We start from the raw sequence: 13,288 nt of genomic DNA, 5'->3' as shown, positions 1-13,288 counted from the left end.
AGTTATTTTTTTAGTAACTCATTTGTTCCCTTTGATAAAACCCTCCATCGTCCTAAAGTTTTATAACTTGTTGTATTAGAAGTGTTTCCGTTTCTTGTAATGTTCTTTGCGCCGAAAATATAATATTTCATGTTATTGAAAGCTGCATTTCCTCGATTAGCTGAGGCATTCCTATCTGCAAGTCTCAGGTCATCACCAGATGGTTGTGGGCTTCCAATAATAGCTTTTCCTGCATTAGGATGTCCAGGATGAGTATGAAAAGCACTTGTCGGACTTCCAGTGAAACTGCCATCTGATGATGTCCATTCTGCTGGGATTTTAAAGCTAAACCCTCCGGCCATAGAGGTCACTTTTCCATTAGCGTCTGTTTTTGATGTGGTATGAGTATAAGGAAGTACATTCAACATTTTATCGCCAGAACCATCAGTAAACACAACTCCTCCTACCTCGTCTTTTGTGTGCATAGAAATATCCACTGCTAATCGCATTCCCCCTTTCACATTACTAGTTTCCAATCCATCTTTCATAATATTTTGACCATCACTCAATAAACCTTTATCAACTTTCTCTGATATAGTGTTACCATCTTCATCTTTCAGAGTATCAAAATTATCATCTGTTTTTTGAATCATTTCTATTTGTCCAGTATCCGCATTTAATTCAAAAATATCAACAGGAGCCATACCTGTAGGATCTGTGTACTTCATAGGATTGTTAAATGTAAAACTGTAAGGCGACCAACTTGGAAATTCATCAGATAAAGGGTCTTGTTGCCACCATCTGCTCATCACAGTTGGTTCGGCTCCAGCTTCCGTGAAAATTGTCTCCTCTATCACAAATTTAGTTATTTTATTGGTATAAGTATCTAATATTACACTACCTATACGTACAAGACTGTCATTATCAAAATGCTCAATGTATTTACCCTGACTTAATGTACCAATTTTGGGTTCATAGCCATAATCTTCGAAAGGATTCTGTGCATATATTATGCTACAGCATAACAATAACAAAAATGTTAGCCCTAATTTGTTCATTTTAGTGTGATTTATTTCGGTTAGTAATTTCCTTATTTAGATATTTTTCTCGTTCATCATTGAATGACGTGAGCCAATTCAAGTACATTTCTTCTGGCATTCGACGATAACCTGCCTGATGAATTGATACATACTCATTTTGCATCATCAGAAACATATTCTTAAACCCTTCATCTTTATAAAGATTTTCAGTCATGTTCCCATATTCATTTTCAACTCCTTGTTCAAACATTTTTTTCATTGTCTCGGCTCGCAATATTCGACCATTAATATAATTTGGGTAATAATCCAAAGCTATTTCACAAGCTACTAAAGGGAAACTCCCATCATTTACTGGAAATGCCCTGTTATACCCTTCAGCCAGATCAATGATGCACATGACAATACTTTGTTTATCATCCAGAGCCTCCATGTATAATTTGTTAGCAATCGCATCTAAGTGGATATATCCCGATGCCATGAGCCACGCATCATTAGGGAAAATGCCTGAAGTAAGTTCTGTATTATACCAGCCGTCCAGCATGTTCTTGTGTTTGATATAGACATGATTTGGTGCAAGTGCCAGATGTGCTTCAGTTCCCATTTCTTCAGCTAGAATCTTATAGAGGTAAGGTATGGAGTGACAATTACCCTTACCCGTTTGTAGCAATTTGGAGACAAACATGTTTTCCCAATTCTTTCTACCCCAGATATCTTCAAAATCGTAACGGTAGGGGATGTGTTGATGCAAATCACCATTGGTGTTTGAATAAAAAGGAATAGTATCAGTCATGACCGAAAAGATGATTGCTGTTTTTTTGACCTTCAAACTATCTCTTCCCAGATAGGTAAGCGTTCTGTTTTTATAGACGACATCTGCAAATGTAGATAAGCGTATTATTTCATCATTAAATGCAAGCGTATCCAATGTACCATGCAGATACGCATTTTCTACAGTCATTACCGCATTTCTAAAACTGAGTTTGGTCGAATCTTTCAACATTTCTGTTAGAGTGGTCAATGCTTTCAGATAGAGCGTTTCTCTATCTTGTGCAACTGCACTGGTAATGGTTATAAAAACCAGAATGAAAGTGATTTTCTTCATAATTTTTGTATGGGTTTGGTCATTTTCTTCAATTGATTTTTCATATCGGCTTGCTCTTTCTTATCTTTTTCCTGATCCATGCTTTTTAACCATTGCCGATATTGTGCATCAGGCATGTCTTTATATCCAAGTGCATCAATTGCTTTATGTGACTTTATCATGGTTTGTACCAGGGCTAGGGCTTCAGGATGTTTAGGTAATTCTGTGTTTATATTTTCTTCAGTAATGCCTAATTGATTCAGGACATGATGCACCATTTCATCGTAATAATTAGCCTGATTCAGATGGGCCGAAATATTGGTAGGATCTAGTTGTAACGCTTCATAAATCAATTGATTTGTGAATGCGTCATTTCCAAATCTATGCTCATATCCCATAGCTAAATCTATCAGCATTTGAGCAAATAATTGCTGCTTACTCAATGGGTGCATAAATATTTTATTTTGGATGGCTTCGGCTTTAATATAACCCGACTGTAAAATATGGGCATTTGTAGTAAGTATATTACTGGTAAGTTCAACATTATACCACTTCCTATTTGTATCATCTGGAAATTTGATATAGATGTGGTTGGGAGCTTTAGCAAGATGTGCAACCGCTCCAATTTCTTCAGCCAGGATGAGATATAATAAGGGGAGGGAATGACATTGCCCTGTTCCCGAATTTAGAAGTTTAGTGACAAACATTTTAGACCAATCTTTTTGTCCTTTATAATCTTCAAAATCATAAGCTATAGGTAAGTGTTTTAATCCTTTAGGTTTGACTTGTAATGTATCTGAAAAGAACTGAAAAAGGATAAGGTTCTTAGCAATATTACTAAGGGTGTCATAACCAAAATCGATCATTTTTTCTCTAATAAAATCCCCTGTTTGTTTGATGATCTTTTCAAATTCCTGATCATCTTGTTTTCCTTCATAAAACGCATTTTCCACGATAAATACAGCTTGTTTTACAGAATAGTAGGTTTTATCCATCTGCTGCAATTTATCAAACGCTTTTCGATAATATAAAGCTCCTTTTTTATGGCTATGTGATGGTAAACTGTAAGGCGAATAAAACTGGCTAACAGCTTCATTAATTAAAGTTCGAATTCTCTTTTGTCGTTCTGCCTCTTGTCTTTGATGCTTTTCTACCTCCACCATTAGCATCTGATTTTGCTGCTGTTGCCTTGTATGTGGATCAGATGATAAATTTTGAACTAAGTCCATCGTTTTATATGAGGAGATTTGCATAAAACTCTGTGATCCCTGAGTTTGAAAACTATAGGCTTGTGGAGTTTTGGGTGCTATTTCAGACAGGCCTGTCTGAGCAACCATAGCCTGAATAGCACCGAACATCAAAAGGGGCATTATTATTTTTAAATCACTTAAAATCACGCTATTATTACATAAACCTAGTTTCATCTAATTGCAATACTGCTTTCTTTACAGTTTCTTTTTTTAAGGCTGATACACATTCGATATTTTACATTTTGCATTTAGATATTCAACTTTTCACTTTTACATTTTTAGTTTTTCATTTTACATTTCACCTACCCCACTTATATAAGTACCCCCTCCCACTTGATAAGTACCCTGAGGTACTCTATTTGTTAAAGAACCCCGTAAGTTTGTCAGTTAGGGTACTTCAAAGCTGGGAGCACCGGGCAAAGTTGTCAGTCTACCCACTTGCTCCGGTAGAGCCCCCCACTTCGTTACCAAGCGATCGTACCGATTTTGTTGGCTAACTCATCTATTTTGTACTACGGCCTATGTTTTTTGGTATGGGGTTAATCCTTTTTGTAGGTATACCTATTTTTTATGAGGTAGTATTGCTCTCATTAGTAGTTCCCTGGTTAACACTCTGAGTGAATCGGGTTTTTAATAATTCGTGAGCACTTTGAGCACCTTCCATCGGCATTTTGCGAGCAGCATCTGCTAGGCTATATACCGATAGGGCGACTCGATATACTTCGCTACCTACAATCATCTGGGTATCTTTCATCTGGCGCAGCAAGCTTTCGAGTTCCAGGATTACGGGGTCTAACTGCTCAAAAAGTTTTAGGTCTTTACGAGCTTCTTCTGCGGTAAGGGCTTCGGGTATCCATTTGGGTTTGCCTTCTAAAATATGAATACTATCTTCTGCAAAAATCTTATTGGCACTATTGATCTTGGGGAGGTTTTTACGCTCATTAGGGGTTAGGTTTTGTAAAAAGCCCAGTGCTCCTTTTACCGTAGTTATACCTTGCTGTATGGCCTCTGTTTCATCCTTGGTAAGTACTTTGCTGATTCTGTTATTTTCTTTCATGGGTTTGTTTTTTTATGTTTTGTTGTTTGAAGTCCGAGGTCTGATGTCTTAAGTCCAAGGTTTGAGGCGTGATTGACTTCTGACTCCCAACTGTTTTTATTTTTTTATCACTAGCTCACAAAAGGATGTAACCCCTTATGTTTTTGATGTCTTGAATAGAACCCGAATGTAAACCCTACTGCTTCTGCATAGACAAAACTCTGTATGGTAATATCATATTCTATAGGAGCGTTTAAGGTTTTCATAGTATTAATAATACGATACAATTTGGTTTTTGAGATCCCTAATCGATAGGCAAGATCTTCTGGTGTTCCTGTAGCTTGCAAGCGAATGAGTTGATCAACTCGCTCTATAAGTTCAATCTGTTTGATAATAATATTCATAACTTGTTTTCCCTTTATTTTTGCTAATTCCTGATGATGTCTGAAGTCCGAAGTCCAAAGAATTCAAGGACAACTTCCGACACCCGAACTCTGATTTTATTCCTGCTTTTACATTTTAAAAAGGATGCAGGAGCAATAGAAAAAAGGATATTTACACAAACTCAACTATGTTTAGATATATAAATTACTCCTGCTTTCCCTTTTTTACCATGGTATATATTATTATTTAATCTTTTTTTGGTATCCTCATCTTCTGATTCTGTACTCTTTTCATTATTCATTACAATTATGGGGTGATTTACGTATATTTTTCTCGATTCGGTTTAGGGTATTTGCGTGCAGGGCTATTTCATCATCTACAATGGTTATTGGGGGATTCATTTTAGACAGTACTTTTCTAACCATACTTATAGGACTATTACTCCATAATGCAATTTTGCTATCCGTACGTTTTTTTTGGTCATGGTTTAAATTATTATAGTAAGTAAGCATAAGTAGAAAAGTTCTGGATTAATCCTTTGGTAAACTTAGGAGGTTGGGGTACTACACAAACCATTTTTGGGGTTAAGCAATAATATATTACGTGCTTTATAAATCAATTGTATGGCATCCTCTATAGAGGTTCCTTTACTGTATAGTTTATCAATCCAATTATACAATACCATCTCATAAGGGGTGTGATGTGCCAGGTTATACATAAAAGTATCCATTTTAAGGTGTAACATTTTTAAGACATCGGACATGAACTTGTGCTTACTGTTATATTCTAAATACTCCATGTTGGTTGTTTTTTATTTAGGGTAAATTTAAGGGCAGTTATTACTAACATCCAAGAGAAGGTATTTCCAATTTATAAATTGGCAGCATCCAATTTATAAATTGGAAATAGTAAAATCGTCAATACAAGCACACATAAGGATATTTAAAAGAAGGTAGTTTTTCAAACTAATGGAAACTTAAAATTTCCAAACATTTATGTTAGCTCATTGTAAACAGCTAAGAATCAAATTTGAAAAAGATTAAAAAAGAATTGATTAAGAGTGAAGTATGATATTTTTGATCTATATATTTGTTATGAATTATTTTTTAATCTAAAATAAAAATGAGGTTTGTAAAATTTCCTTCATTACAAGTTCGTTAGCTTGAATATATCACTGAAGTATTAAGTCTATTTTTTATGACAAAAAGAAAATCAGAAATAAAAATACTGTTCACTTGGGTATTTGTTTTACTCAGCTTTACACCGATTTTTGTCTATTCACAAACAGATATCGATAAAACTATACCTGAATATTTACAAAAAGAAAAGACTTCTGACACTCTACTTCTAAAAACATATGAGCAATTAGAATCTTCTTTTATTGAACATAAATTAGATTCTATTTTATCAAAAATCTACGCTAAAAGCTATTTGAAAAAGGCCAAAAATGAAAATGACAGTATTAAAATGGCGGATGGATATTATTTTACATCAAAAATATGCCCTAGTCATATAGAAATAAACTATTTAGATAGTTTAATCATGGTTTCCAAAAATATAAAGCATATCAAGTACCCTGGAGTAGGTTATTTAAATAAAGGTGTATGTTTTTATGATAAGGAAAATTATACCAAAGCTTTAGAGAATTATTTAATTGCGCAAGAGTATGCTAATCAAAATAATAATATTCGCCATCAAATTGCGATAAGACATAATATTGGGCTCTTAAAAAAAGCAATTGATGCCACAGGAGAAGCTTTATTTGAGTTTAAAAAGAATTTAAATTTTATAAAAACTCAGGATACACTTGATAAGTATTCAAAAAGTCATATTACTACCTTATTTGCTATAGCAGATTCTTATCACAGGATGGATTTACCAGATTCAGCCTCTATTTATGTCAAAAAAGGTTTGTATAAAACTTTTAAACGTAAAGATAAATATAAGTATACCGGTTTTTTGTTGCTAGATGGAATTAATAATTACATGCTAAAAGATTATCAGAAATCGCTAGACACCTTGTATAAAGTATCTCAACGAATTCAAGATGCCGAAAGATATAATCCGAATGAAGCTTATTGTTATATACAAACAGCGAGAGCATTACAAAAATTGGGGCAAAATGATAAAACTATTTATTATCTAAAAAAAGCAGATACCATAATCACTGCTGAAAATTATACCGACGAAAAAAGAATAGCGTATGAAATTTTAATAGATCATTATAAGGATTTAGATGATACTCAAAATCAATTGAAGATGATGAGTAAGTTGATCATTTTTGATAGCATCTATTATGCAAAAAACAAGAATGTAAAATCTGATATTATCACAAAATATGATACGGCTTTACTTATCAATGAACGTAATGTAATTATTGATAAGTTAGAACAACAAAAAAAAATCTCTAATAGAAGTGTATTTATTTTAATAGGTGTTACTATAGTCTTAATAATAATTGTATGGAATTATTATAGAAAACAAAAATTATATAAAAAAAGATTTATTCAACTTATAAATGGTGATAATAAAAGAAATATAGAACAACTTAAACGAGAAGAGACAGAAGATCCTTCAAAACAAGAACTAGACCTTCCAGATGAAATTATAAAAGAGATTCTCAAAAAATTAGAAATATTTGAACAAAACAATGAGTTTTTAAATCCAAATATAAAAATGAGCTCTGTGGCCAAAAAACTTAAAACAAACTCTACCTACTTTTCTAAAGTAATTAATGTCTATAAGAAAAAGAATTTTGCTAATTATGTAAATGATCTTAGAATCGAGTATTGTATAGAAAAACTTAAATTTGATCCAAAATTTCGATTATATTCTATTGAATCTATTGGTAAGGAAGTGGGTTTTAGTAGTGTCCAATCTTTTTCTCGAGCATTTACAAAAAAAACTGGGATTACTACATCGTATTTTATTAAGAATATTGGTAAATAAGCAGTTTAAAAAATGTTTGTGTTCGATCGAGTTATCTGTATTAATTCTTTACATCAGATTGTGAGATTTCCACTCTTATCTCTAACACAAACTTAACTTAGTTCAATTTATAAATTGGAAGATGTCAATTTATAAATTGAACTAAGTACTATAAAAATAACTTCTTTGAAGTAATCATTATTCATACTTTTATCACTCTGTTTTTACTTCTTACAGTAAATCTTTGCCTTCTTTTTATCTAATTCATTTATTAAAAACAGTAAAAGTTTACAAATACTGATTTTTTTATGTCTAATCAAAATTACATATCTAAGCACTTATTATTAACACTTTATGTTTTTGTTTTATTAAATATTGGCTTCTTTTATGATTCAAATCTCCAAAAACGATTAAACATTGTAACCGACCTATATCATGGGATAAAAATTGAGGATGAATATAGATATTTGGAGGACCTCAAAGATTCAAGTGTAATAAGTTGGTTGCAGACTCAAAGGAAGGAAGCCTTGATTTCTATACAAAATATTCCTAAGAGAACGCACTTAATCGAACTTCAAGAAAAACTTGAAAGTCAAAACACGAATGAAATTAAGGATATAAAAGTTACTGATCAAGATAACTACTTTTATTTAAAACGAAATCCCAATGAAAATTATTTTAAATTGTATTTCAGAACGGATTTAAATGCTAAAGAAAAACTACTTATTGACCCTAAAGATTTCTCAAAAGAACTTGGACAAGATTACTATATTAATTATTATAAACCTAGTTGGGATGGGAACAAACTGTTGATTAGTCTTACCAAAAATGGAGAAGAATTTGCTACAATGAGAATCATGGATCTTTCTAACAATAAATTGCTCCCTATAGAGATTAAAAATTGTCTACCTACCTATGGGGGAGCCTACTGGTTATCTGATAATTCTGGTATTACCTACTTACAGGTACCAATTGCTAGTAATACTAATGAAGCTTATCTTAATACTGAAGTAGTACTTCAAAAACTTGATGCAAATACTCCAGAAGTATTGTTTTCTCGAGCTCATGATCCTGAACTAAATATGAAACCTGAAGATTTTCCAATTGTATTTAAACGTTCAGCCAATACTCGGTTTGCTATTAGTGCAGTTGCAGGAGCTACTCCGTATCATGATTACTATTATGCGCCGTATTCAGAAATCAAAAATTTACGCCCATCATGGAAACCCTTGTTTAAACAAGAAAATAAAATAACTACTTATTATCAAGATCAAGATAGTATTATTTATCTTACTTCAGAAAATGCTTCTAATTTTAAAATTTGTAAGACTTCTTTGGTTAACCCGAATATTAAAAATCCCATCGTTTTAGTTAAAGAGAAAGAAGATGAAGTGATCGAAAGTTTTAGGCTAGTAAAAAAAGGAATTGTATACACAACTACGAAAAATGGAGTTGAAGCCAAATTATATCTACTCAAAAATAACAAAAACATAGAGGGGATTTCCCTTCCTTTTGCAGCAGGACAGGTTTCTTTGTCTTCTAAAGGGAAACACTATGATTATTTATCAATAACTGCTGAAGGTTGGCTACATAATGCAAAAAGATATATCTATGATTTTTCTAATCAGAAATTTGAAGCTGGAGATTTGTCACAATCAGAAGCCTCTCACTTAACCAAAAATATTGTGGTTGAAGAACTATCTGTTTCGTCACATGATGGAACCATGGTGCCACTATCTTTGATTTATGATAAAAACCTAAAAAGAGATGGAAATAACCCTGTTTTGATGATTGGATATGGGGCTTATGGAAGTTCGATAACACCTTCTTTTAGTAGAAAAATAATGTCTTGGGCACTTGAAGGAGGAATTTTTGCTGTTGCTCACGTACGAGGAGGTGGAGAAAGAGGAGATGCTTGGTATAAAGGTGGGTTTAAAGAAACCAAACCCAATACATGGAAAGATTTAATAGCTTGCACAGAATACCTGATTAAAAACAAATATACTTCTGCAAAAAAAATGGCAATCAATGGCGGTAGTGCAGGAGGTATTACTGTTGGAAGGGCGATGACAGAACGTCCCGATTTATTTGCAGCAGTAATTATTAATGTAGGGAAAATGAATACAATTCGTTCAGAGGTTGGTTTTAATGGAGAAAATAATGCCAAAGAGTTTGGGACAATAAAAGATTCCAAAGAGTTTAAATGGTTATTAGAAATGGATTCTTATCACCATATCAAAAAAGGAGAGGCATATCCAGGAACTCTCATAATTACTGGAATGAATGATTCTCGAGTTGCACCATGGCATTCTGCAAAATTTGCTGCAAAATTGCAAAAATATAATAGCTCCCAAAACCCAATCTTACTTGATGTAAAATTTGAATCTGGTCACGGGAGTAATGATTCAAAGAAGGAACGCGATGAAAGTGTAGCAGATGTTTTGTCTTTTGCTTTTTGGCAGACTGGTCACCCTAATTATCAACCTGAGGAATAATCGCAGTTGATTAACTTTTTAAATCTATAAAAAAGTAATATCACATGTCCGCTAAAAAAATATCTCAAGATTGGATTTCATTTGTGCAGTCAATAGATATTCATTCCCAACAAAAACTAAAATTTAGGATACAAGCTTCTGTGAAAATTTTCCAAAAAAGTAAACAAAGTGTAGCAGGGTTATGGGTGCGAACTGATCAAAAAGATGGGACTGTAGGCTTTTTTGATAATATGATAAACAGACCTATTATATCCAACCAATGGGATGTTTATACTATTGAAGGTGAAATAAACAAAAATACTTCAATACTTAACTTTGGAGGAATCTGTTGGCATAATGGAATATTTTGTTTTAAAAACTTTAAACTTTTTATCCAGTATGATACGCAAGAATTTATTAAAGTAATATTAAAAAATCCTTATTTTGAGAATACTACTCATCAATTATCAATTCCAGGATGGAAACAAGGAACAGGGAAAAAAGAACCCGTAGAAGTTGAGGAGTATACTTTTAATACTACAAGACAAAAAGACAAAAACACTTATCTAAAGATAGAAGGTAAAGAGATAATAAATATTGATACTATAAAAGAAGAATATTCTCGAAACATTGGAACTTTAGTCGCTACATTTTATAATCTAGATGCTCGATTAAAAAAAGCTGTACAAGAACTCAGTAGTACAGAAATAGATTACTTTCCTAACCCAAAGACAAATAGCATAGGAACTTTAATAATACATCTTGCAGCAATAGAAACTTCCTATCAAGTTGATACTTTTGAAGATCGTGAATTTAATGAGGTAGAACAGCAAAAGTGGGAAATAGCCTATTATTTGGGAGAAATTGCGCAAAAGGAATACCAAGGATATGAAATAGATTACTATTTGAATATTCTCAAGCAAGTTCGAAAAAAAACATTGATTGAATTAAAAAAACGTACCGATGAATGGTTAAAGGAGACTACGTTAAATTCAACTTATGATAATCATTATAAATGGCTTCATGTATTAGAACATTATTCTAATCATATAGGGCAAATTCTATTATTAAAAAAATTAATCCCTGACAAAAAAATATAAAAACCAATTAATATAAATAATGTATTCAAAAATTCTTAAAATCTTTACTCTCGCTCTAATTTTTATATCGAGTACTACAGTAGTGTCACAAACCAAAAAAGAAATAACCCGAGAGTGGGTGGCTTTTTTTCAGGAAGTAGCAGTGAAAACTGATAAAAAAGTTAAATTTAAGCTACGAGCAAGCCTTAAAACTATTGGCAGTAAAAGTAATAGTGCAGCAACGCTTTACGCCCGGATAGATAATAAAACGGAAGAATCGGGCTTTAGAGAAAGTGTGCAAGATAGTGTCTTAAACATCCCTAAATGGACTCCTTACGAAATAGTGGGACATTTTGATGAAGCTGCAGAAAAATTGACTTTTGGAGCTTGGGTAGTTAGTGATGGTGATTTTTACTTTGATAATTTTGAGCTCTTCTTTCAAAAAGAAGGAGGCAATTATGAGCCTGTTACTATTGCTAATCCTGGTTTTGAGGAAAAGGTCCATAATGATAATATCCCAGGATGGCAGCAAGATGTCGATAAAGAAAAAAGTATTCTAAAAGTAAAAGGATATACATTTCATTCTAGTGACGAGACAAACAATGGTAAATCGACTTTAGTGGTTCGAGGAAATGGAGTACAAAATAATCCAGCAAATAATATTAATACAGAAGAAGGCTTTACACCGCAAATAGGGATATTAGTCTCTATGCTTAATAATTTAAGTAATCGTGTAGAACGAGTTGTTAAAGATTTGGATATAAGACAGACAGATCATCTTCTAGACGAAAAAGCAAATAGGATAGGAGCATTGATTATGCATCTTGCCGCTGCAGAAAAAATATATCAAAACCTTACTTTTGAACACCGTAGGTTTAATAAAGAAGAGGAAGAAAAGTGGCAAGTAGGTCTTAGCCTTGGAGAAGAGGCTAGAGAAAAATTTAAAGGAAAACCTATTACATATTATCTCGATATTTATAAAGAAGTACGAAAAAAAACTATTGAAGAGTTAAAAAAACGTAATGATGAGTGGTTGGAAGAATCATGGCCTGGCTCTATCATGAATAATCATTTTGCATGGTTTCATGTCATGGAGCATCAATCAAGTCATTTAGGCCAAATTTTAATGCTAAAAAAACGAATTCCAGAAGAAGAAAACGACATTAAACTACCAGAGGAAAAAGTAGATAATTGATTACAATATATCTAGTAATCAACAATTTCACATCTCTATAACACCTACCGTTTAAGGCCTATAAACACTACAATACATAGGAAAAAATCATTTTTGGCATCATGATTGGTATATGTATTCATAACGACAACAAAAAATTAAATAAAACACATTGTTATGAAAAAGAAATTACTATTAAAAAGTGCATATATCCCTAAGAGGAAAACTGATAATCCAGTAGATTGGATACAATACATCAATGCAAAAACACGAGAAATAAGATACGGGACACATCACCCATTATTGGGAAAGGCCTAGTTTTGGTTATGAATGCATATTGATTTGTCATTCAACCCAACTCGGAATAAATTAAAGTAAAGACTGGGATCCATTTTGAAGCAACGACTTTATTATGAATCCCAGTCCTGTTCTTCAAGGGAATGACAAAGAAATAGGGAAACAGAGCAAGCACCTGTCCGGTCGAGACGGTCAATTAAATTTTAATTAGAGGATATATCGACGTTCCAAAGCGGAGCTTTGAAAACCTTTTTCACCAGTATAAGATTTGTTTTGCGTTAGAAAATCTTGAAACCTTGGAAAGATTTTAGCAAAACTAATCTGGTTTTCAGAATAACTGAAAAATACCTTGAAAAAGAGCCTTTTCTTTTGTTTCGTTTTCTTTGGGCGAGCAAAGAAAATGAAAAGAAGGTCTAATCAAAGCTAATTAGCCTAAAAATGGAACAATATGTATACATCACAACGAATACACAGGACGAGAATTAATTTACTCCTTAGTTTTTACTATGGATTACGTTCTTCAACAGGATGACGAGCTTGGATGACAAAGTACTGGGATGGCAATT

General features: G+C 32.8%; 11 protein-coding genes. 5 read left to right on the top strand and 6 right to left on the bottom strand.

The genetic code is table 11. The features are described 5' to 3' along the window. Positions 1 to 2 precede the first annotated feature (2 nt). From AAFU52_RS25605 to AAFU52_RS25580, 6 genes are all read right to left on the bottom strand, one after another. Complete coding sequence (locus tag AAFU52_RS25605; protein WP_438424368.1) at positions 3 to 1,037, bottom strand: hypothetical protein; 1,035 nt, start codon at positions 1,035 to 1,037, stop codon at positions 3 to 5. A 1-nt stretch (position 1,038) separates the two neighbouring features. Further along, positions 1,039 to 2,121, bottom strand: coding sequence for a hypothetical protein (locus AAFU52_RS25600; RefSeq protein ID WP_438424366.1), 1,083 nt, complete (start codon positions 2,119 to 2,121; stop codon positions 1,039 to 1,041). After that, positions 2,118 to 3,524, bottom strand: a complete 1,407-nt coding sequence (locus tag AAFU52_RS25595) for a hypothetical protein (RefSeq protein ID WP_438424364.1) — start codon at positions 3,522 to 3,524, stop codon at positions 2,118 to 2,120. Before AAFU52_RS25595 ends, AAFU52_RS25600 begins: the two co-directional genes overlap by 4 nt. Before the next feature lie 394 nt (positions 3,525 to 3,918). After that, entirely contained in the window at positions 3,919 to 4,407 is a 489-nt protein-coding gene (locus AAFU52_RS25590; RefSeq protein ID WP_438424362.1) for a hypothetical protein, read from the bottom strand. Between the two features lie 110 nt (positions 4,408 to 4,517). Continuing rightward, on the bottom strand, positions 4,518 to 4,790 hold the full coding sequence (locus tag AAFU52_RS25585; protein ID WP_438424360.1) for a hypothetical protein: 273 nt from the start codon (positions 4,788 to 4,790) through the stop codon (positions 4,518 to 4,520). Between the two features lie 527 nt (positions 4,791 to 5,317). Next, entirely contained in the window at positions 5,318 to 5,569 is a 252-nt protein-coding gene (locus tag AAFU52_RS25580; RefSeq protein ID WP_438424357.1) for a hypothetical protein, read from the bottom strand. 398 nt (positions 5,570 to 5,967) lie between these two features. Between AAFU52_RS25580 and AAFU52_RS25575 the strand changes: the two genes are divergently transcribed. The 5 genes from AAFU52_RS25575 (at position 5,968) to AAFU52_RS25555 (ending at position 12,743) form a co-directional block, all read left to right on the top strand. Continuing rightward, positions 5,968 to 7,719 (top strand): helix-turn-helix domain-containing protein, encoded by a 1,752-nt coding sequence (locus AAFU52_RS25575; RefSeq protein WP_438424355.1) that lies wholly within the window; start codon positions 5,968 to 5,970, stop codon positions 7,717 to 7,719. Between the two features lie 287 nt (positions 7,720 to 8,006). Next, positions 8,007 to 10,193 (top strand): prolyl oligopeptidase family serine peptidase, encoded by a 2,187-nt coding sequence (locus AAFU52_RS25570; protein ID WP_438424352.1) that lies wholly within the window; start codon positions 8,007 to 8,009, stop codon positions 10,191 to 10,193. Positions 10,194 to 10,237: 44 nt separating this feature from the next. After that, complete coding sequence (locus tag AAFU52_RS25565) at positions 10,238 to 11,272, top strand: mycothiol transferase (RefSeq protein WP_438424350.1); 1,035 nt, start codon at positions 10,238 to 10,240, stop codon at positions 11,270 to 11,272. A gap of 19 nt (positions 11,273 to 11,291) precedes the next feature. Continuing rightward, the gene (locus AAFU52_RS25560) at positions 11,292 to 12,446 is read left to right on the top strand and encodes a DinB family protein (protein ID WP_438424347.1); all 1,155 of its coding nucleotides are present in this window, start codon (positions 11,292 to 11,294) and stop codon (positions 12,444 to 12,446) included. 156 nt (positions 12,447 to 12,602) lie between these two features. Further along, a complete protein-coding gene (locus AAFU52_RS25555) occupies positions 12,603 to 12,743 on the top strand; it encodes a hypothetical protein (RefSeq protein ID WP_159025448.1) in 141 nt (46 codons plus the stop codon). The last annotated feature ends 545 nt before the right edge of the window (positions 12,744 to 13,288 follow it).

It is taken from the genome of Aquimarina macrocephali (assembly GCF_051627225.1).
Taxonomy (GTDB): domain Bacteria; phylum Bacteroidota; class Bacteroidia; order Flavobacteriales; family Flavobacteriaceae; genus Aquimarina; species Aquimarina macrocephali.
The sequence above is the reverse complement of the archived record's forward strand: the minus strand, read 5'-3'. Positions and strand labels throughout refer to the sequence as shown.

Excerpts from the sequence above, each read along its gene's own strand:
- AAFU52_RS25605 (WP_438424368.1), bottom strand. The coding sequence starts at position 1,037 with ATGAACAAATTAGGGCTAACATTTTTGTTATTGTTATGCTGTAGCATA.
- AAFU52_RS25600 (WP_438424366.1), bottom strand. The coding sequence starts at position 2,121 with ATGAAGAAAATCACTTTCATTCTGGTTTTTATAACCATTACCAGTGCA.
- AAFU52_RS25595 (WP_438424364.1), bottom strand. The coding sequence starts at position 3,524 with ATGAAACTAGGTTTATGTAATAATAGCGTGATTTTAAGTGATTTAAAA.
- AAFU52_RS25590 (WP_438424362.1), bottom strand. The coding sequence starts at position 4,407 with ATGAAAGAAAATAACAGAATCAGCAAAGTACTTACCAAGGATGAAACA.
- AAFU52_RS25585 (WP_438424360.1), bottom strand. The coding sequence starts at position 4,790 with ATGAATATTATTATCAAACAGATTGAACTTATAGAGCGAGTTGATCAA.
- AAFU52_RS25580 (WP_438424357.1), bottom strand. The coding sequence starts at position 5,569 with ATGGAGTATTTAGAATATAACAGTAAGCACAAGTTCATGTCCGATGTC.
- AAFU52_RS25575 (WP_438424355.1), top strand. The coding sequence starts at position 5,968 with ATGACAAAAAGAAAATCAGAAATAAAAATACTGTTCACTTGGGTATTT.
- AAFU52_RS25570 (WP_438424352.1), top strand. The coding sequence starts at position 8,007 with ATGTCTAATCAAAATTACATATCTAAGCACTTATTATTAACACTTTAT.
- AAFU52_RS25565 (WP_438424350.1), top strand. The coding sequence starts at position 10,238 with ATGTCCGCTAAAAAAATATCTCAAGATTGGATTTCATTTGTGCAGTCA.
- AAFU52_RS25560 (WP_438424347.1), top strand. The coding sequence starts at position 11,292 with ATGTATTCAAAAATTCTTAAAATCTTTACTCTCGCTCTAATTTTTATA.
- AAFU52_RS25555 (WP_159025448.1), top strand. The coding sequence starts at position 12,603 with ATGAAAAAGAAATTACTATTAAAAAGTGCATATATCCCTAAGAGGAAA.